The organism is Pseudomonas sp. LB1P83, assembly GCF_054897885.1.
The window spans coordinates 990357-1008556 of sequence record NZ_CM142709.1 but is presented as its reverse complement, the minus strand read 5'-3'; the positions used below and the strand labels follow the sequence as shown (position 1 = coordinate 1008556).

Sequence of the window (18200 nt, the reverse complement as noted above, 5' to 3'; positions counted from 1 at the left end):
GATTACGCCTCGAGTGGCTGGTACTGGTCCGGATCGTCGATGTTCGACACCTCCCAGGTACGGGCGAATTTCGGAGTGCCCACCGGGTCGTCCAGCAGCAATGGACCGAGGTACAAGGTCTGGGTGAAGGAGACGGTCCAGGTGGCGTATTCCCGGGCGCCGCTGATCAATGTGGACGCAATGCCGTCGATGCTCACCGGCAGATCGCATTGATCGGCGGGTAGCTTCCAGCGGTTGTCAGTGATCAGGTTTTTCAGCTGGCTGCCCAGATCGCAGGCGGCCAGAGCAGAAACGGGCGACACGACCTGCAACGAAACCGTCATTGCATGAGCGATGCGTCCGTCATTGCCACGGTCGCCGGGTGCGTCGTGTTCCAGTGCAATCAGAACCGAGGCGGAATCGTCCGTACTGTCGAATTCTTGATGACTTGATACTTTCAATCCTGCAATTGCAGTGCGCAGCGCCTCGGTGATGGCGTAAACCAGCTGCGAAGGTTTTTCGATGATGGCGGGCATTAATGGCCTCCTGTTCCTATAGCAATGCGAAGATCAACGAGGCCTGCTCACTGTCGATCAGAGCGAGAGTCGCGCGGCGGCGCTTCGCAAACACCTATCCGCCTGGCAGCCCAGCGCTCATAAAGTCCGATGGACACGTCCGCCCCGGCCATCGCTGTCAGACAGCCAAACGCACCAGCAGCCCACATCGACATACCCGCCGCGTACAGCAGCATGATGGCCGACACCCCGCAGACCATGCAGGCTCCGGATCGCAACGCCAGGCGCCGCAGCAGAGACCAGCCGCGGGCGCCCTCCTTGTCCGCGCGCCACATTTCGCCGGACACCCCGCCCACCAGGGCAAGGACGATGACGAGCCAGATCGGCATGTCCAGCAACGCTTGTTGCTCGTTTGTCATGTCACGCCTCCCGGGGTGATTGATGAATGATGTGTGGTTGTTTCACACGGTGTCTCTTGAGGACTCTGGCGGTAGGCAGGCACTCCAAAAAGCCCGGCGTTGGCCGGGCTTTTCAGTAATGCAGTCCTGCGTTGTATCGCGATGGCAGAGCTTGCTTAAGGCTGTACCGGCCAAACGATGGTCAGCGGAAAACCAGCTTGTTTATTCACCTGATTGAAAGCGACGCAATATTCCTTGAAGGCCTGCAGGTAAGCCTCCTCTGCATCCGTGGCCACACCCAGATCGACTTTGAACTGCAAGGTCGAAGACGCGACGCTGGCGGTGAGTTTGTCGAGGCGCTGAGTTCGTTCGTTGCGCAACTGCTCACCCAACACAGATTGCGGCCAAGGAAAACCGGAGTTGAACGTCCATACACCGTCTGTGTTGACTGCGTTATACGAGTAGTCGACCTGACTGGTGACGGTGCCGGTCACATCCACCCAGAGTTGATCGGCGGGAAACTCATCCGTGATGGCGTTGACGGTTTCGTAGAGGTTGTCGACTTTTCCATCGACAACGCGGGCGTACTTTTTCATGTTCATATCCTTATTGATTGCCGGCATCCGGCACGCTTTTATCTGCCTGACCGTAGGTAGGCATTCCAAAAAGCCCGGCGCTTGCCGGGCTTTTCAGTAATGCGGTCCTTCGCGTTGACTTTTCGGCGCTACTGGCGCGGTACGAGTCCATTCAGATTGTTTTTCCGACCGCGGTCCCTGCCCGCCGGATAACTGCTTCTGGTGCTTTACGCTGCACACCCGGGTCAGTTGCCAACCCTCTGAACCGTTGAGGCCGGTTCATCGCTGCCTTGTGGTGGAACTAAAGAGCTTCGTTTCGAGCTGCTTTGTTGAGCGGCTTGAGACAAAGAGTATGCATGGATGCATATACAGTCAATGCATAAATGCATTTATTTATGCGTGACAAATGCACTGACGCATCAAAGTCCTGCAAACAAAGGCGCTGGCGGTTTTTGGCAGGCGAAAAAAAACCCGCTCTCGGACGGGTTTTAGCGGACGGCGGTGAGGTTAACGGGCGTACATGCCCCACCAGAAAACGTGGCCGAGGATGACGATTTGCTCTTCCTGGACTTCCTGGAAGGTGTAGTCCTCGTCCGGATGTTCATCGCGATTGAAGCTGCGCAGGCGAATGCCGGTGGGCAAGCGATAAAGCTGTTTCACGCGCAACTGGCCGTTGTGGTTGATGGCATACAGGTCGCCATCAATGATGTCGCCAATCCCGCACTTGCCCGCATTCACGCCAACGGTGGCGCCATCGCGCAGCACCGGCAACATGCTGTTGCCGCGCACCGTCACGCATTTGGCCTGATCGAACTGCACGCCGTTGTGGCGCAGACTGCGCTTGCCGAAGCGCAGACTAGAGCGTTCGCTCTCTTCGATGACGAATCTTCCTGATCCAGCAGCCAATTCAACCTCGCGAAGAAAGGGGACCGACACCTCGTCATCATCGACAGGCGTATCGTCGTCCCACAGACTTATGTCCTTGAGTTCGGAATGCAATTGATCGCGCCCGGTATTGACGGTTGCAGCGACATCCGCGCGCCCCCGCAACTGATCGGTGCTCACGGCGAAGTACTCGGCGATCTTCGAAATGTGTTTATCCGAAGGATCGACGATCTTCCCGCTGAGGATCCGCGAGAGAGTGGATTGAGGCACGCCGGTGCGACGGTGAAGCTCCGTGGGGGAGATCCCGTGCTGATCGAGCAGCGCTCTTAGGACGGTAGAAACATTGCGTTTTTGCATAACGGGCATAGTGCTTGAACTTTTTTCGGAAGACAAATGCTGTTTTGCATAAATCGTGCATAGGCAGCAGAAATGTGCAGCAGGGCGTTCATGCCTGCGCCCAGCAGACCGCTCATGTTAACCTTGCGACCATCGCGGAAAAGCCGGGCCGATGTCCCTCCTTTGCCCTACACCTTTCAACGAATTTGCCTGATATCCGATGAATAAAGCACTCTCCGATCTGTCCTCCCACACGCCAATGATGCAGCAGTACTGGCGCCTGAAGAACCAGCACCCCGACCAGCTGATGTTCTACCGCATGGGCGACTTCTACGAGATCTTCTATGAAGACGCGAAGAAGGCCGCCAAGTTGCTGGACATCACCCTGACGGCCCGCGGGCAGTCGGCCGGTCAGGCGATTCCGATGTGTGGGATTCCTTACCACGCCGCCGAAGGTTACCTGGCGAAACTGGTCAAGCTCGGCGAGTCGGTGGTGATTTGTGAGCAGGTCGGCGATCCGGCCACCAGTAAAGGGCCGGTGGATCGTCAGGTCGTGCGGATCATCACGCCGGGTACGGTCAGTGATGAGGCGCTGCTGGATGAGCGTCGGGACAACCTGATCGCGGCGGTGCTGGGGGATGAGCGTCTGTTCGGTCTTGCCGTGCTGGACATCACCAGCGGCAACTTCACCGTGCTGGAAATCAAAGGCTGGGAAAACCTGCTGGCGGAACTGGAGCGGGTCAATCCGGTGGAGCTGATGATCCCGGATGACTGGCCGAAGGATCTGCCGGCGGAAAAACGTCGTGGGGTTCGTCGCCGTGCGCCGTGGGATTTCGAGCGCGACTCGGCGCTGAAAAGTCTTTGCCAGCAATTTTCCACTCAGGACCTGAAGGGTTTTGGCTGTGAAAACCTGACCCTGGCCATCGGCGCCGCCGGTTGCCTGCTCAGCTACGCCAAGGAAACCCAGCGCACCGCCCTGCCGCACTTGCGCAGCCTGCGTCATGAACGTCTGGACGACACCGTGGTGCTGGATGGCGCGAGCCGTCGCAACCTCGAACTGGACACCAACCTGGCGGGCGGGCGCGACAACACGTTGCAATCGGTGGTCGATCGTTGCCAGACGGCCATGGGCAGTCGTCTGCTGACGCGTTGGCTGAACCGTCCGCTGCGCGATCTCACTGTATTGCTGGCACGCCAGACCTCGATCACCTGCCTGCTCGACGGTTACCGTTTCGAAAAACTGCAACCGCAGCTCAAGGAAATCGGCGACATCGAGCGGATCCTGGCGCGGATCGGCCTGCGTAATGCGCGTCCTCGTGACCTGGCTCGCCTGCGCGATGCGCTCGGTGCACTGCCTGAGTTGCAAGTGGCGATGACCGAGCTGGAAGCTCCCCACATCATTCAACTGGCGAAGACCACCAGCACCTACCCCGAACTCGCGGCACTGCTGGAAAAGGCCATCATCGACAACCCGCCCGCGGTGATCCGTGACGGCGGCGTGCTGAAAACCGGTTACGACAGCGAACTCGACGATCTGCAATCGCTCAGCGAAAACGCCGGGCAATTCCTGATCGATCTGGAAGCGCGCGAGAAGGCTCGTACCGGTCTGTCGCACCTGAAGGTCGGTTACAACCGCATTCACGGCTACTTCATCGAGTTGCCGAGTAAGCAGGCCGAGTCGGCGCCGGCCGACTACATCCGCCGCCAGACGTTGAAAGGTGCCGAGCGGTTCATCACCCCGGAATTGAAAGCGTTCGAAGACAAGGCGCTGTCGGCCAAGAGCCGTGCCCTGGCCCGCGAGAAGATGCTCTACGAAGCGCTGCTCGAAGACCTGATCGCCCAGTTGCCGCCGCTGCAAGACACCGCCGCCGCACTGGCCGAACTGGACGTGCTGAGCAACCTTGCCGAGCGCGCCCTGAACCTCGACCTGAACTGCCCGCGCTTCGTCGACGAGCCGTGCATGCGCATCACCCAGGGTCGCCACCCGGTGGTCGAGCAAGTGCTGACCACACCGTTCGTGGCCAACGACCTGAGCCTTGACGACAATACGCGCATGCTGGTGATCACCGGTCCGAACATGGGCGGTAAATCCACCTACATGCGTCAGACCGCGTTGATCGTGCTGCTGGCGCACATCGGCAGTTTCGTGCCGGCGGCCAGTTGCGAATTGTCGCTGGTGGACCGGATCTTCACCCGTATCGGCTCCAGCGATGACCTGGCGGGCGGACGCTCGACCTTCATGGTCGAAATGAGCGAAACCGCGAACATTCTGCACAACGCCACCGAACGCAGTCTGGTGCTGATGGACGAAGTCGGTCGCGGCACCAGCACCTTCGACGGCCTGTCCCTGGCCTGGGCCGCCGCCGAACGCCTGGCCCATCTGCGGGCTTACACGCTGTTCGCCACCCACTATTTTGAGCTGACGGTGCTACCGGAGGCGCAACCGCTGGTGGCCAACGTTCACCTCAATGCCACCGAGCACAACGAGCGCATCGTGTTCCTGCACCACGTGCTGCCCGGGCCTGCCAGCCAGAGCTACGGCTTGGCGGTTGCGCAACTGGCCGGCGTGCCTAGCGAAGTGATCGTGCGTGCTCGCGAGCACCTGGGACGACTGGAAGCCACCGCACTTCCGCATGAAGTTCCGAAGCCAGGCAAAGGCAAACCGGCCGCGCCGCAGCAGAGCGATATGTTCGCCAGCCTGCCGCATCCGGTGCTGGATGAACTGGCCAAACTTGATCTGGACGACATGACACCGCGTCGCGCGCTGGAAATGCTCTATGCACTAAAGACACGGATCTAACGCACTTGCCTGCAAGCTGTTAGAATCTCGCGCGGTTTGGGATGCTGCAGGCTAATAGCCTGGCCTGCAGACTATCGCTCCCAAACCTGGCGACCCCAACGTGAAGGGGCTCCGCTGCCGCCGCCTGAGGAGAAAATTAGAAATGACCTTCGTCGTCACCGACAACTGCATCAAGTGCAAGTACACCGACTGCGTAGAAGTCTGTCCGGTGGACTGCTTTTACGAAGGCCCGAACTTCCTGGTGATTCACCCGGATGAGTGCATCGACTGCGCACTGTGCGAACCAGAATGCCCTGCCGTGGCCATCTTCTCGGAAGATGAAGTCCCGCAAGACATGCAGGAATTCATTCAGCTGAACGTGGAGTTGGCCGAAATCTGGCCGAACATCACCGAGAAGAAAGAATCGATGCCCGATGCTGAAAAGTTTGATCGCGTCATCAATAAATCTGTAGGTAGCAAACTTAAAGACCTCGAACGCTGATTAGCCCGCGTTCTCGAAAAGGCCCTCGCGGGCCTTTTTGCTTTTCTGCAGGCAAAAAAAGGGGCGGTTTGACCCGCCCACATTTTTTCCCTATTCCCTGTGTTCCTTTTCATCGTCCTGATGAATCGCTTCCTGCGATGTCCCTTCCCCTCATCCTTGAAGGGCGTGTCTGTCCGTCGACACAGTTCAGATACTAGAGAGTTCACTACCAAGAGCAATCGGCCAAAATCACCGAAACCGTTTGTCATATGCTTTTAACATTAAAAAACAATCATAAAAATCAGATAGATAGACACACATGTGGAGGAAGATGGACGACAGCCACGCTGTAAAAATAACGAACACTTACGAGAGAGTAAGCAAAGACTTACAGCGCAAGACTACAAACCTGAGTCGATTGCCACCCATATCCCAGGCAATAAAAAACCCCGTACCAGTCGGGGTTTTTTAATGCCTCTCAAGCTTGCCGCTTACTGAAACAGCGACTCGCTCGACAGGCCATTCTTCTCGAGAATCTCCCGAAGACGTTTCAGGCCTTCCACCTGAATCTGTCTGACCCGTTCCCGGGTCAGGCCAATTTCCAGGCCCACATCTTCAAGCGTGCTGCTCTCGTGACCGCGCAGGCCGAAGCGGCGTACCACCACCTCGCGTTGCTTGTCGGTCAGCTCCGAAAGCCATTGATCGATGCTCTGGGACAGGTCGTCGTCCTGCAACAGTTCACAGGGATCGGTTGGGCGGTCATCCGTGAGGGTGTCCAGCAGGGTTTTATCCGAATCCGGACCCAGCGAGACGTCGACCGAAGAAACCCGCTCGTTCAAGCCGAGCATGCGCTTGACCTCTGCCACTGGTTTTTCCAGCAGGTTGGCAATTTCTTCAGGCGAGGGTTCGTGATCGAGCTTTTGAGTCAGCTCCCGTGCAGCCCGCAGGTACACGTTAAGCTCTTTGACCACATGGATCGGCAACCGGATGGTCCGGGTCTGATTCATGATTGCGCGCTCGATGGTCTGACGAATCCACCAGGTAGCGTAGGTCGAAAAGCGGAAGCCGCGTTCAGGGTCGAACTTTTCCACTGCCCGGATCAGTCCAAGGTTGCCCTCTTCGATCAGGTCCAGCAGCGACAGCCCACGATTGACGTAACGTCGGGCGATCTTCACCACCAGCCGCAGGTTGCTTTCAATCATGCGCTTGCGCCCGGCTGGATCACCACTTTGCGACAAGCGCGCAAAATGAACTTCTTCTTCCGGGGAGAGCAATGGGGAAAAGCCGATTTCATTGAGGTACAGCTGCGTGGCATCGAGTGCCCGCGTGTAATCGATGTACTTGTGTTGCTTTAACGAAGCGGAGTGTTTGGATTTGGCACGAACGGAAGGTGGAGCAGCCCCTTCATCATTCGACATCGAATCCGTACCGATGCCGGTCTCCATAAGGAGAACCTCATCGTCGATGTCAAACTCCGGCACTTCTTTACTGAGAGCCATTGTTATAGTCCTTTGGTGAGTTCGACCTCAAGCTCAAGCGGCGCCTTTATCCTTGGCAACGCTGGAGCCTGTTCCCTCTACGTGACGGAACAGGCTGACAACAAATCAACGACGTGGCAGGAATTGCAGCGGATCTACAGGCTTACCTTGTCGGCGAATCTCAAAATGCAGTTTCACCCGGTCTGTACCCGTTGACCCCATTTCGGCAATTGTCTGTCCGACCTTGACCTGCTGCCCCTCCCGAACCAACAGCCTGCGGTTATGTCCGTAGGCACTGACGTAGGTATCGCTGTGTTTGATGATGACTAATTCGCCGTAGCCCCTTAAGCCACTCCCGGCGTATACCACCGTCCCATCAGACGCAGCTAAAACAGGCTGTCCCAAATCCCCGGCGATATCAATTCCTTTATTCAAACTGCCGTTTGAAGAGAATTTTCCAATCAGGATGCCATTAGAAGGCCATCCCCAGCCGGTCGGGGCCGGACCGGCTGGGGGCATCGGAGCCGGGGTCGGCTTGCTGCCGACGGACGGTGCAACCACCGGTGTGCTCGTAGTTGCGCCATTAGGCTGGCGCCGGATTACCGTGGTTTTCAGCGACGACGAAGGCGTTGAATCGGTAGCGCTGGCGACCGGCGCCGGGGTTGAACCGGGGCGACCATCGAAGCGAATTGTCTGACCCGGGTGGATCGTATACGGCGTAGGAATATTGTTCCGTGCGGCGAGGGCTTTGTAGTCCCAGCCGTAGCGAAAAGCGATCGAGAACAACGTATCTTTGGGTCGAACGACGTACTGACCCGTGGTCACCGCCGGACGCTGGGCGACGGTCTTGTTGCGGTCGACGACACGCACGTCACTCGTTTTGGAACTGGAGCAACCGACCAGCAAGGTGCTCAAGACGAGGCCAGTCACCAGGCGCTGAAAGCTCTTTGTACCCATACGCTGCGCAATGACTGTGAGACTCACCCGCCGCTCCCTTTGTGGTGGCTGAAATTGTGGATTGCCGTGTTCTGGCACGAAATGTCGCAAGTATAACGGGCCAAACAGGCTTTACCTTTAATGAAGCAAAATCGTTTCGCGCACACGTTTGCTGGCTGCCGATGAATCCCGTTTAACACTTCGATGCCGCTGTAAGACCCGGGCAATCGAAGAGAATTCAGCGCGCCTGAATAAATGCTCAGGCCAGCGGTCCGTTGAGCAGTGGCACAAAGCGAACCGACCCCAGAACACGACGGGAAAAGCCTTGTTCTTCGCGGATGATCAGCATCAGTTGCTGCACCTCACCGGAGCCGACAGGGATCACCAGTCGCCCGCCTGGCGCCAACTGATCGAGCAGCGCCTGAGGTACGTCGGTGGCCACCGCAGTGACGATAATGCCGTTGTACGGCGCCAGTGCCGGCCAGCCTTCCCAACCATCACCCCACCGGAACACCACGTTGCGCAGGTTCAGCTCCACCAGGCGTTCCTTGGCCCGATCCTGCAAAACCTTGATGCGCTCCACGGAAAACACCCGCTCAACCAGCTGCGACAGCACCGCCGTCTGGTAGCCCGAACCGGTGCCGATTTCCATCACCTTGTCCAGCGGACCGGCTTCCAGCAGCAGCTCGCTCATGCGAGCCACCATATAAGGCTGGGAGATGGTCTGGTTGTGGCCGATCGGCAGCGCCGTGTCTTCGTAGGCGCGATGAGCCAGCGCTTCGTCGACGAACAGGTGACGCGGTGTGCGACGGATGACTTCCAGCACCTTGGCGTTGCAAACGCCCTCTTCATACAGGCGCTGAATAAGGCGTTCGCGGGTCCGTTGCGAGGTCATCCCGATACCGCGACGCAGCATATCGTCTTGTTCACGAGCCATTAGCGCAGTCCCTCCAACCAGCCATCGAGACTTCTGAAGGCATCATTGAAGGTGCGATCCAGTTGCAGCGGGGTAATCGACACATAGCCCTGCATCACCGCATGAAAATCGGTGCCCGGGCCGCCATCTTCGGCATCCCCGGCGGCGGCGATCCAGTAACCGGATTTGCCTCTCGGGTCGACCACTTTCATCGGCGCCGCAGCACGTGCGCGGTGCCCGAGGCGGGTTAGCTGGATACCGCGAATGTGATCCAGCGGCAAATTGGGAATATTCACGTTCAATACCGTGCGCGGTGGCAATTCGAGGTCAGCGTGGGCCTCGACCAGCTTGCGCGCAAAGTACGCGGCTGTGGGAAGGTTCTCCACTTGCCGTGAGACCAACGAAAAGGCGAACGAAGGACGCTCAAGGAAACGCCCCTCAAGTGCCGCAGCGACGGTGCCGGAATACAACACGTCGTCGCCCAGGTTGGCGCCCAGGTTGATGCCGGAAACCACCATGTCCGGTTCGCGCTCCAGCAAGCCGTTAAGGCCCAGGTGCACGCAATCGGTGGGTGTGCCGTTCAGGCTGATAAAGCCGTTGGCCAGGGTTTGCGGGTGCAACGGACGGTCGAGCGTCAGCGAGCTGCTGGCGCCGCTTTTGTCCTGGTCCGGGGCGATAACCACGCACTCGGTGTAATCCGCCAGCGCAGCATAAAGCGCGGCGAGACCGGGTGCGGTCACCCCATCGTCGTTAGAAATCAGAATACGCATGGGCTGTCCGTCTGCCCCACCGGCACCAGATCAACAAGCTCGCGCACCAATACGGTGGCAAAGCATCCGGCCGGGAGGACGAATTCCAGTTGCAGAATGTCAGGCTCGGGATAATGCCACGTCAACCCACCAATGGGCAGCCGCAGGATGCGACGTTCGTGGCTCATTCCGGCGTTAATCAACCAATCGCGCAGATCCGCTTCGCGAGCGGCGATTGCCTGCTCCAGTACATGGACAGCGCCGGTCGCCGGCGAGTCACCTTCGCCCCACTGAGGACCGGTCGGGTGCAGGTCGAGAATCGCCAGGCGCGGGTCGCTGCACTCGGCAACACCTGCCGGGAAAAAACTGCGGCTGTCGGTGAAGGCCAGCAGATCGCCGACCAGCGCTTGCTGCCAGGTACCATCGGCCACACGCGCCGCCAACACCTGATTGAACAGAAAACTGCGGGCAGTGGAGAGCAGACGCGAACGCACGTTGCGCTGCTCCGGCAGTGCTTTACGCGCGGCCCAGGCACGGGCATCGACCACGTTACCGCCGTCGAACCCGAAACGCTGGGCGCCGAAATAATTCGGAATACCTTGCTTGGCGATCAGTTGCAGTCGCGCTTCGATGGCTGCCTTGTCGCCAGCAAATTGCGTCAGGCGCAAGGTGAAGCCGTTGGCCGAGTGGGCACCGCGTTGCAACTTGCGCTTGTGCCGACCAGTCTTGAGGATTTTCAGCGTGTCGTTTTCCGCCGCCGACAAATCAGGATCAGCCTTGCCCGGCAGTTGCACGCTGAACCACTGGCGGGTCAGCGCCTGGCGATCCTTGAGGCCCGCATAACTGACGGTGCGCAACGGCACGCCCGCCGCCTTGGCGATCCGTCGTGCCGCTTCTTCCGTATTCAGGCCGCGTTTTTCCACCCAGATCCACAGGTGTTCGCCATCGCCACTGAGGGGGATATCAAGCACTTCATCGACCTGGAAATCTTCCGCCGTGGCTTTTAAAACCGCAGTGCCGAGGGCTTCACCATAGGCCCGCGGGCCGAGCAATTGCGCTTCGTTCATGCGCGCAGCAACAAGGCAACGGAATGCACGGCAATGCCTTCTTCGCGACCGACAAAGCCGAGCTTTTCGGTGGTGGTAGCTTTCACGTTCACTTGATCCAACTCAACTTGAAGATCCGCGGCAATTAGCGCGCGCATCGATTCGATATGCGGGGCCATTTTTGGCGCCTGGGCGACGATGGTGTTATCGACGTTGCCGACTTTCCAGCCTTTGGCGTGGATCAGTGCGACGACGTGACGCAACAGCACTCGGCTGTCGGCGCCCTTGAATGTCGGGTCGGTGTCCGGGAAGTGCTTGCCGATATCACCCAACGCAGCAGCGCCGAGCAAGGCATCGCTCAAGGCGTGCAGCAGGACGTCACCGTCGGAGTGAGCGAGCAGCCCGAAGCCGTGTGCAATGCGCACACCGCCCAGAGTAATGAAATCGCCTTCAGCGAAACGGTGCACATCATAGCCGTGGCCAATACGCATAAAAAAACGCCCCGATTTTTGTCAGGGCGTGATTCTACCTGCTTTGTCGGACATTAGGCGCTTAGAGCGCGCGCATGATGTTGCAAGTGGTCGTCGATGAAACTGGCGATGAAGAAATAGCTGTGGTCGTAGCCCGGTTGCAGGCGCAACGTCAGCGGATGACCGGCCAGTTTGGCAGCCTGTTGCAAAGCTTCAGGCTTGAGCTGAGTGGCGAGGAAATCATCGCGATCACCTTGATCGACCAGCAACGGCAACTGCTCGTCAGCCTCGGCAATCAATGCACAGGCATCCCATTCGCGCCACTTCGACCGGTCTTCACCCAGGTAACGGGAAAAGGCTTTCTGGCCCCACGGGCAATCCATCGGGTTGTTGATCGGCGAGAACGCCGACACCGAATGATATCGCCCCGGATTGCGCAAGGCACAGACCAGCGCACCGTGGCCGCCCATGGAGTGACCGCTGATGCCGCGCTTGTCCGACGCCGGAAAATGGGCTTCGACCAATGCCGGCAATTCCTGCACGACATAGTCATGCATCCGATAGTGACGCGACCATGGTTCCTGCGTGGCATTCAGATAAAACCCGGCACCGAGACCGAAGTCCCAGGCACCATCCGGATCGCCCGGCACATCAGGGCCGCGCGGGCTGGTGTCTGGCGCAACGATGATCAATCCAAGCTCGGCGGCCATGCGCATCGCGCCGGCCTTGTGCATGAAATTTTCATCGGTGCAGGTCAGGCCGGACAACCAATACAGCACCGGCAGCTTGCCGCCCTGCTCCGCTTGCGGCGGCAGGTACACGGCGAACACCATGTCGCAGCCGAGCACATCGGAGCGGTGCTTGTAGCGTTTGTGCCAGCCGCCGAAGCTTTTCTGGCAGGAGATATTTTCCAGGCTCATGACCGACCTCAGAAATGGATGACGCTACGGATGCTTTTGCCTTCGTGCATCAGGTCGAATGCCTTGTTGATGTCTTCCAGGCCCATGGTGTGGGTGATGAACGTATCCAGCGGAATTTCGCCGGTCTCGGCCATTTCGACATAGCTTGGCAACTCGGTACGACCGCGTACGCCGCCGAATGCCGAACCGCGCCAGACGCGACCGGTCACCAACTGGAATGGACGGGTGGATATTTCCTGGCCAGCACCGGCCACGCCGATGATCACCGACTCGCCCCAACCCTTGTGGCAGCACTCAAGTGCGGCGCGCATCAATTGGACATTGCCGATGCACTCGAAGGAAAAGTCGACGCCGCCATCGGTCATGTCGACGATGACTTCCTGGATCGGGCGGTCGAAATCTTTCGGGTTCACGCAGTCGGTTGCACCCAGCTGCTTGGCGATCTCAAACTTGCCCGGGTTGATGTCGATGGCAATGATCCGCGCAGCCTTGGCTTTGACCGCGCCGATCACGGCCGACAGACCGATGCCGCCGAGACCAAAAATGGCCACGGTGTCACCCGGTTTTACCTTGGCGGTATTGAGTACCGCACCGATGCCGGTGGTGACACCGCAGCCCAGCAGGCAGACTTTTTCCAGTGGCGCTTCTTTAGCAATCTTGGCGACGGAGATTTCCGGCAGCACGGTGTACTCGGAAAAAGTCGAGGTACCCATGTAGTGGAAAATCGGCTGGCCCTTGTAGGAAAAGCGCGAAGTACCGTCCGGCATCAGACCTTTGCCTTGCGTGGCACGAATGGCCTGGCAGAGGTTGGTTTTGCCCGACAGACAGAATTTGCACTGACGGCATTCCGGGGTGTACAGCGGGATCACATGGTCGCCGACGGCGACGGAGGTCACGCCCTCACCGATCGCTTCAACCACCGCGCCACCTTCGTGACCCAGGATCGACGGGAAGATGCCTTCCGGGTCAGCGCCCGACAGGGTGTAGGCATCGGTATGGCAGACACCGGAGGCCACCACACGCAACAGAACTTCACCAGCCTTGGGCATGGCGACATCGACTTCGACGATCTCGAGAGGTTTCTTGGCCTCGAAGGCAACGGCAGCGCGCGACTTGATCATGTGGATTCTCCAGTGAATAAAAACGAGACAGGGAGTGTAATACACCGCTTTACGAGGAATAATCCGGACAAAAGCAAAACATTATTGCCATACAGGGATAATCCTTGATGTCCGAAAATCGCTGGGAAGGGATCGACGAGTTTGTCGCCGTGGCCGAGTGCAGCCAATTCACGGCGGCTGCGGAACGGCTTGGGGTTTCTTCCTCTCACGTCAGTCGACAAATCGTACGCCTCGAAGAGCGTCTTCAGACCCGTCTGCTTTATCGCAGCACCCGCCGGGTCACGCTGACCGAAGCCGGGCAAACCTTTTTGCAGCATTGCCAGCGTTTGCAAGATGGTCGCGAAGAAGCCTTGCGCGCGGTCGGCGACTTGACCAGCGAGCCCAAGGGGATGCTGCGCATGACCTGCGCCGTGGCGTATGGCGAACGCTTCATCGTGCCGCTGGTGACCCGCTTCATGGGCGTCTATCCGCAACTGCGCGTCGACATTGAACTGAGCAACCGCCCGCTCGATCTCGTGCACGAAGGGCTGGACCTGGCGATCCGTCTCGGCCGTCTTCAGGATTCGCGACTGGTCGCCACACGCCTGGCACCACGGCGCATGTACTTGTGCGCATCACCGTCCTACCTGGAACGGTATGGTCGCCCACACAGTTTGTCGGAACTCAGCCGCCACAATTGCCTGATCGGCAGTTCGGACATGTGGCAACTGGAACAGAACGGGCGGGAATTTTCGCAACGGGTACAGGGAAACTGGCGCTGCAACAGTGGGCAAGCGGTATTGGATGCGGCGCTACAGGGTGTCGGGCTGTGTCAGCTGCCTGATTATTACGTGCTGGAGTATCTGAAAAACGGTGAATTGATTTCTCTGCTGGAAGCGCACCAACCGCCGAACACGGCTGTTTGGGCGCTTTATCCGCAGCAACGGCATCTGTCGCCGAAGGTGCGCAAGTTGGTGGATTATTTGAAGGAAGGATTGGCTGAAAGGCCGGAGTATCGGAGCTAGGTGTTCGCTGGCTTGCCAGCAAGAGATCGATTGCCTGGCCTACCGCAATCGCGAGCAGGCTCACTCCTACAGTGGACGGGGAAATACACAAATTTTGTGTACACCAATAAACCTTGTAGGAGTGAGCCTGCTCGCGATTGGGGATAACACTTAACCCGAGAAAATCAGCGACGATTGGCCCAACGCTGACGCAGCCATTCCAGGTCTTCAGGGCGTGTGACCTTGAGGTTATCGGAACGGCCTTCGATCAAGCGTGGTGCCAGCCCTGCCCACTCCATGGCCGAAGCCTCATCAGTCACCAAAGCATCCGCCACCAGACTGTCAGCCAATGCCCGATGCAACGCGCCAAGGCGAAACATCTGCGGCGTATAGGCTTGCCAGATCACGCTGCGATCCACGGTTTCAACCACGCGACCGTGCTTGTCGACCCGCTTGAGGGTATCGCGTGCCGGCACTGCCAACAGCCCACCCACCGGATCATCAGCCAACTCTGTCAGCAACTTGTCCAGATCATCACGGCTCAGATTCGGCCGTGCGGCGTCGTGAACCAGCACCCAGTCTTCATCGTCAGCACCCAGCACATGCAGATGCAGCAAGGCATTGAGCACCGAACCGGAACGCTCGTCGCCACCGTCTACCCGCTGAATGCGCGGATCGGTAGCACACGCCAGGTTCGGCCAATAAGGATCATCAACAGCAAGACTGACCACCAACCCCTTCAGGGCAGGATGATCAAGGAAACAGCCAAGGCTGTGTTCGAGAATAGTGCGCCCGCCCAGTTGCAAGTATTGCTTGGGACGGTCCGCAGCCATACGGGCACCGACGCCCGCGGCAGGAATCACGGCCCAGAAGGCCGGAAACGACTGGATCATTGGGCCAACTGGTAAAGGGTTTCACCGTCCTTGACCATGCCCAACTCATGGCGAGCCCGCTCTTCGACGGTCTCCATGCCTTTTTTCAGCTCACTGACTTCAGCGTCCATGACCCGATTGCGTTCCAGCAACCCTTCGTTCTCAGCGTGTTGATCCGCGATCTGCTGAGTCAGCTCGGCCACTTGCGCCAGACTGCCATTACCCACCCACAGGCGGTATTGCAGGCCAGCCAGCAGCAAGAGCAAGACGAGGAACAACCAATTGGGACTGCGCATCGAATATCAGGTATCCAGTGGAAAAAGACAGCCATGCCAAAACTTTGAAGCTTTTGATAGCACGAAGCCTGGAAAATCCAGGCTTGTGCTTATAAGGCATCAGATTAGTGGCAAAAACGTCGCTGTAGCGATTTTTCCGACACAATCCGGTGTCTTTTTACCAGTTAACGATTAACCGCGGAATTCGCTGCGACCGTTGTACTTGGCTTTGCCATTCAACTGCTCTTCGATACGCAGCAGTTGGTTGTACTTGGAAACGCGGTCCGAACGGCACAGGGAACCGGTCTTGATCTGGCCTGCAGCCGTGCCCACAGCCAGGTCGGCAATGGTCGAATCTTCGGTTTCGCCGGAGCGGTGCGAGATAACGGCAGTGTAACCAGCGGCCTTGGCCATCTGGATGGCTTCCAGGGTTTCGGTCAGGGTGCCGATCTGGTTGAATTTGATCAGGATCGAGTTGGCGATCTTTTTATCGATGCCTTCTTTCAGGATCTTGGTGTTGGTCACGAACAGGTCGTCGCCTACCAGCTGGGTTTTCTCGCCGATCTTGTCGGTGAGGATTTTCCAGCCAGCCCAGTCGGACTCGTCCAGACCATCTTCGATCGAGATGATCGGGTAGCGCTCGGTCAGGCCTTTCAGGTAGTCAGCGAAACCTTCAGCGGTGAACACCTGGCCTTCGCCGGACAGGTTGTATTTACCGTCTTCGTAGAATTCGCTCGCCGCGCAGTCCAGTGCCAGGGTCACGTCGGTGCCCAGCTTGTAACCGGCGTTGGCCACGGCTTCGGAGATCACTTTCAGTGCGTCTTCGTTGGAAGCCAGGTTCGGTGCGAAACCACCTTCGTCACCCACAGCAGTGCTCAGGCCACGGGCCTTCAGAACGGCTTTGAGGTGATGGAAAATCTCGGTGCCCATGCGCAGACCTTCCGAGAAAGACTTGGCGCCAACCGGCTGAACCATGAATTCCTGGATGTCGACGTTGTTATCGGCGTGCTCGCCACCGTTGATGATGTTCATCATCGGAACCGGCATCGAGTAAACACCCGGGGTGCCGTTCAGGTTGGCGATGTGCGCGTACAGCGGCAGGTCCTGGTCCTGTGCTGCTGCCTTGGCCGCGGCCAGGGAAACGGCGAGGATCGCGTTGGCGCCCAGGGAACCTTTGTTTTCAGTACCGTCGAGCTTGATCATCGCGTGATCCAGCGCTTTCTGGTCGCTTGGGTCTGTACCTTTCAACAGGTCGCGGATCGGACCATTGATGTTGGCGACGGCTTTGAGTACGCCTTTGCCCAGGTAACGGCTCTTGTCGCCATCACGCAGCTCGAGCGCTTCACGCGAGCCAGTGGAAGCACCGGACGGCGCGCAAGCGCTACCGATGATGCCGTTATCGAGAAGCACGTCCGCTTCCACGGTGGGATTGCCACGGGAGTCGAGAACTTCACGACCTTTGATGTCGACGATTTTTGCCATTGTTGTAAACACTCCAAAGTTGACGAAAACGACGCAGCTAGAGGAAATCTTTTACCGTCGGCAAGTGGTGTGCAGCGGGCAGACTTGCGGACGATAAGGCTCAGGCCCAAGGGCCTGAGCAACAAATCGTGCGGTACTTTACCGGAGAAATGAGGTTTACGCGGTTTCTACCGTCGGAAAACTCTTCACCAGTTCGTCCAGCGCTTTGAGCTGGGCCAGGAATGGCTCCAGTTTGTCCAGACGCAAGGCACAAGGGCCGTCGCACTTGGCGTTGTCCGGGTCCGGGTGGGCTTCGAGGAACAGACCGGCCAGCGACTGGCTCATGCCTGCCTTGGCCAGGTCAGTGACCTGGGCGCGACGACCGCCGGCGGAATCGGAGCGACCGCCGGGCATTTGCAGCGCGTGGGTCACGTCGAAGAACACCGGGTATTCGAACTGCTTCATGATGCCGAAGCCGAGCATGTCGACGACCAGGTTGTTGTAGCCAAAGCTCGAACCGCGTTCGCAGAGGATCAACTGATCGTTACCCGCTTCCACGCACTTGCTCAAGATGTGTTTCATCTCATGCGGGGCGAGGAACTGGGCTTTCTTGATGTTGATCACCGCGCCGGTCTTGGCCATCGCGACCACGAGGTCGGTCTGGCGCGACAGGAAGGCCGGCAGCTGGATGATATCGCAGACTTCAGCGACGACCGCGGCCTGATCAGGCTCGTGGACGTCGGTGATGATCGGCACGCCGAAGGCTTGCTTGATGTCCTGGAAAATCCGCATGCCCTCTTCCAGGCCGGGGCCGCGGTAAGAGGTCACGGAGGAACGGTTGGCCTTGTCGAAGCTGGCCTTGAACACGTAAGGGATACCGAGTTTCTCGGTGACCTTGACGTATTCTTCGCAGACCTGCATCGCCATGTCGCGGCTTTCCAGCACGTTCATGCCACCGAAAAGCACCATTGGCTTGTCGTTGGCAATCTCGATATCGCCTACACGGATGATCTTCTGCGCCATCG

19 protein-coding genes are annotated in these 18200 nt (G+C 58.4%); 3 read left to right on the top strand and 16 right to left on the bottom strand.

Going from position 1 to position 18200, the window contains the following annotated elements; genetic code table 11:
- Nucleotides 1–2 precede the first annotated feature (2 nt).
- The 4 genes from ACYZTY_RS04440 to ACYZTY_RS04425 form a co-directional block, all read right to left on the bottom strand.
- Nucleotides 3–515: a hypothetical protein gene (locus tag ACYZTY_RS04440; RefSeq protein WP_461957456.1), complete on the bottom strand. Its 513-nt coding sequence runs from the start codon at nucleotides 513–515 to the stop codon at nucleotides 3–5.
- 47 nt (nucleotides 516–562) lie between these two features.
- Complete coding sequence (locus ACYZTY_RS04435) at nucleotides 563–913, bottom strand: phage holin family protein (protein WP_461957455.1); 351 nt, start codon at nucleotides 911–913, stop codon at nucleotides 563–565.
- Between the two features lie 155 nt (nucleotides 914–1068).
- On the bottom strand, nucleotides 1069–1488 hold the full coding sequence (locus ACYZTY_RS04430) for a tail fiber assembly protein (RefSeq protein WP_461957454.1): 420 nt from the start codon (nucleotides 1486–1488) through the stop codon (nucleotides 1069–1071).
- Between the two features lie 486 nt (nucleotides 1489–1974).
- The gene (locus ACYZTY_RS04425) at nucleotides 1975–2709 is read right to left on the bottom strand and encodes a LexA family transcriptional regulator (protein ID WP_461959250.1); all 735 of its coding nucleotides are present in this window, start codon (nucleotides 2707–2709) and stop codon (nucleotides 1975–1977) included.
- Between the two features lie 199 nt (nucleotides 2710–2908).
- Here ACYZTY_RS04425 and mutS point away from each other — a divergent pair, with 199 nt between their 5' ends.
- Nucleotides 2909–5488, top strand: a complete 2580-nt coding sequence (mutS, locus tag ACYZTY_RS04420; protein WP_461957453.1) for a DNA mismatch repair protein MutS — start codon at nucleotides 2909–2911, stop codon at nucleotides 5486–5488.
- A gap of 142 nt (nucleotides 5489–5630) precedes the next feature.
- Nucleotides 5631–5969 (top strand): ferredoxin FdxA, encoded by a 339-nt coding sequence (fdxA, locus tag ACYZTY_RS04415; RefSeq protein WP_461957452.1) that lies wholly within the window; start codon nucleotides 5631–5633, stop codon nucleotides 5967–5969.
- Between the two features lie 470 nt (nucleotides 5970–6439).
- On the opposite strand, the gene rpoS is transcribed toward fdxA, so the two are convergent.
- The 8 genes from rpoS to ACYZTY_RS04375 all read right to left on the bottom strand — a co-directional run bounded on the left by rpoS (nucleotide 6440) and on the right by ACYZTY_RS04375 (nucleotide 13584).
- Nucleotides 6440–7447 (bottom strand): RNA polymerase sigma factor RpoS, encoded by a 1008-nt coding sequence (rpoS, locus tag ACYZTY_RS04410; protein ID WP_056856224.1) that lies wholly within the window; start codon nucleotides 7445–7447, stop codon nucleotides 6440–6442.
- Between the two features lie 105 nt (nucleotides 7448–7552).
- On the bottom strand, nucleotides 7553–8410 hold the full coding sequence (locus ACYZTY_RS04405) for a peptidoglycan DD-metalloendopeptidase family protein (RefSeq protein WP_461957451.1): 858 nt from the start codon (nucleotides 8408–8410) through the stop codon (nucleotides 7553–7555).
- 211 nt (nucleotides 8411–8621) lie between these two features.
- Nucleotides 8622–9257 carry a protein-L-isoaspartate(D-aspartate) O-methyltransferase gene (locus tag ACYZTY_RS04400; RefSeq protein ID WP_461959249.1) on the bottom strand — a complete coding sequence of 212 codons (636 nt, stop codon included), beginning with the start codon at nucleotides 9255–9257 and terminating at the stop codon, nucleotides 8622–8624.
- Nucleotides 9258–9298: 41 nt separating this feature from the next.
- A complete protein-coding gene (gene surE / locus ACYZTY_RS04395) occupies nucleotides 9299–10048 on the bottom strand; it encodes a 5'/3'-nucleotidase SurE (RefSeq protein WP_059407838.1) in 750 nt (249 codons plus the stop codon).
- Entirely contained in the window at nucleotides 10036–11094 is a 1059-nt protein-coding gene (truD, locus tag ACYZTY_RS04390) for a tRNA pseudouridine(13) synthase TruD (RefSeq protein WP_461957450.1), read from the bottom strand. Before truD ends, surE begins: the two co-directional genes overlap by 13 nt.
- Complete coding sequence (gene ispF, locus ACYZTY_RS04385) at nucleotides 11091–11564, bottom strand: 2-C-methyl-D-erythritol 2,4-cyclodiphosphate synthase (RefSeq protein ID WP_010462780.1); 474 nt, start codon at nucleotides 11562–11564, stop codon at nucleotides 11091–11093. Before ispF ends, truD begins: the two co-directional genes overlap by 4 nt.
- A gap of 53 nt (nucleotides 11565–11617) precedes the next feature.
- A complete protein-coding gene (fghA, locus tag ACYZTY_RS04380) occupies nucleotides 11618–12463 on the bottom strand; it encodes an S-formylglutathione hydrolase (RefSeq protein WP_461957449.1) in 846 nt (281 codons plus the stop codon).
- 8 nt (nucleotides 12464–12471) lie between these two features.
- Nucleotides 12472–13584: an S-(hydroxymethyl)glutathione dehydrogenase/class III alcohol dehydrogenase gene (locus tag ACYZTY_RS04375; RefSeq protein ID WP_131059174.1), complete on the bottom strand. Its 1113-nt coding sequence runs from the start codon at nucleotides 13582–13584 to the stop codon at nucleotides 12472–12474.
- 107 nt (nucleotides 13585–13691) lie between these two features.
- Here ACYZTY_RS04375 and ACYZTY_RS04370 point away from each other — a divergent pair, with 107 nt between their 5' ends.
- Nucleotides 13692–14588 (top strand): LysR substrate-binding domain-containing protein, encoded by an 897-nt coding sequence (locus ACYZTY_RS04370; RefSeq protein ID WP_461957448.1) that lies wholly within the window; start codon nucleotides 13692–13694, stop codon nucleotides 14586–14588.
- Between the two features lie 164 nt (nucleotides 14589–14752).
- Here ACYZTY_RS04370 and ispD read toward each other — a convergent pair whose 3' ends face one another.
- The 4 genes from ispD to kdsA all read right to left on the bottom strand — a co-directional run bounded on the left by ispD (nucleotide 14753) and on the right by kdsA (nucleotide 18198).
- Nucleotides 14753–15460 carry a 2-C-methyl-D-erythritol 4-phosphate cytidylyltransferase gene (ispD, locus tag ACYZTY_RS04365; RefSeq protein WP_461957447.1) on the bottom strand — a complete coding sequence of 236 codons (708 nt, stop codon included), beginning with the start codon at nucleotides 15458–15460 and terminating at the stop codon, nucleotides 14753–14755.
- On the bottom strand, nucleotides 15457–15735 hold the full coding sequence (gene ftsB, locus ACYZTY_RS04360) for a cell division protein FtsB (RefSeq protein WP_008028992.1): 279 nt from the start codon (nucleotides 15733–15735) through the stop codon (nucleotides 15457–15459). The genes ispD and ftsB overlap by 4 nt, the downstream gene beginning before the upstream one ends.
- Before the next feature lie 171 nt (nucleotides 15736–15906).
- Nucleotides 15907–17196 (bottom strand): phosphopyruvate hydratase, encoded by a 1290-nt coding sequence (gene eno / locus ACYZTY_RS04355; RefSeq protein WP_131059171.1) that lies wholly within the window; start codon nucleotides 17194–17196, stop codon nucleotides 15907–15909.
- A 156-nt stretch (nucleotides 17197–17352) separates the two neighbouring features.
- Nucleotides 17353–18198, bottom strand: coding sequence for a 3-deoxy-8-phosphooctulonate synthase (kdsA, locus tag ACYZTY_RS04350; RefSeq protein ID WP_007949350.1), 846 nt, complete (start codon nucleotides 18196–18198; stop codon nucleotides 17353–17355).
- Nucleotides 18199–18200 lie beyond the last annotated feature (2 nt).

Bases quoted from the DNA above. Each gene is read 5' to 3' on its own strand.
- ACYZTY_RS04400 (WP_461959249.1), bottom strand. From the start codon at position 9,257: ATGACCTCGCAACGGACCCGCGAACGCCTTATTCAGCGCCTGTATGAA.
- eno (WP_131059171.1), bottom strand. From the start codon at position 17,196: ATGGCAAAAATCGTCGACATCAAAGGTCGTGAAGTTCTCGACTCCCGT.
- ispF (WP_010462780.1), bottom strand. From the start codon at position 11,564: ATGCGTATTGGCCACGGCTATGATGTGCACCGTTTCGCTGAAGGCGAT.
- ACYZTY_RS04440 (WP_461957456.1), bottom strand. From the start codon at position 515: ATGCCCGCCATCATCGAAAAACCTTCGCAGCTGGTTTACGCCATCACC.
- kdsA (WP_007949350.1), bottom strand. From the start codon at position 18,198: ATGGCGCAGAAGATCATCCGTGTAGGCGATATCGAGATTGCCAACGAC.
- truD (WP_461957450.1), bottom strand. From the start codon at position 11,094: ATGAACGAAGCGCAATTGCTCGGCCCGCGGGCCTATGGTGAAGCCCTC.
- fghA (WP_461957449.1), bottom strand. From the start codon at position 12,463: ATGAGCCTGGAAAATATCTCCTGCCAGAAAAGCTTCGGCGGCTGGCAC.
- ACYZTY_RS04370 (WP_461957448.1), top strand. From the start codon at position 13,692: ATGTCCGAAAATCGCTGGGAAGGGATCGACGAGTTTGTCGCCGTGGCC.
- ftsB (WP_008028992.1), bottom strand. From the start codon at position 15,735: ATGCGCAGTCCCAATTGGTTGTTCCTCGTCTTGCTCTTGCTGCTGGCT.
- ispD (WP_461957447.1), bottom strand. From the start codon at position 15,460: ATGATCCAGTCGTTTCCGGCCTTCTGGGCCGTGATTCCTGCCGCGGGC.
- surE (WP_059407838.1), bottom strand. From the start codon at position 10,048: ATGCGTATTCTGATTTCTAACGACGATGGGGTGACCGCACCCGGTCTC.
- fdxA (WP_461957452.1), top strand. From the start codon at position 5,631: ATGACCTTCGTCGTCACCGACAACTGCATCAAGTGCAAGTACACCGAC.
- ACYZTY_RS04435 (WP_461957455.1), bottom strand. From the start codon at position 913: ATGACAAACGAGCAACAAGCGTTGCTGGACATGCCGATCTGGCTCGTC.
- rpoS (WP_056856224.1), bottom strand. From the start codon at position 7,447: ATGGCTCTCAGTAAAGAAGTGCCGGAGTTTGACATCGACGATGAGGTT.
- ACYZTY_RS04375 (WP_131059174.1), bottom strand. From the start codon at position 13,584: ATGATCAAGTCGCGCGCTGCCGTTGCCTTCGAGGCCAAGAAACCTCTC.
- ACYZTY_RS04425 (WP_461959250.1), bottom strand. From the start codon at position 2,709: ATGCAAAAACGCAATGTTTCTACCGTCCTAAGAGCGCTGCTCGATCAG.
- mutS (WP_461957453.1), top strand. From the start codon at position 2,909: ATGAATAAAGCACTCTCCGATCTGTCCTCCCACACGCCAATGATGCAG.
- ACYZTY_RS04430 (WP_461957454.1), bottom strand. From the start codon at position 1,488: ATGAAAAAGTACGCCCGCGTTGTCGATGGAAAAGTCGACAACCTCTAC.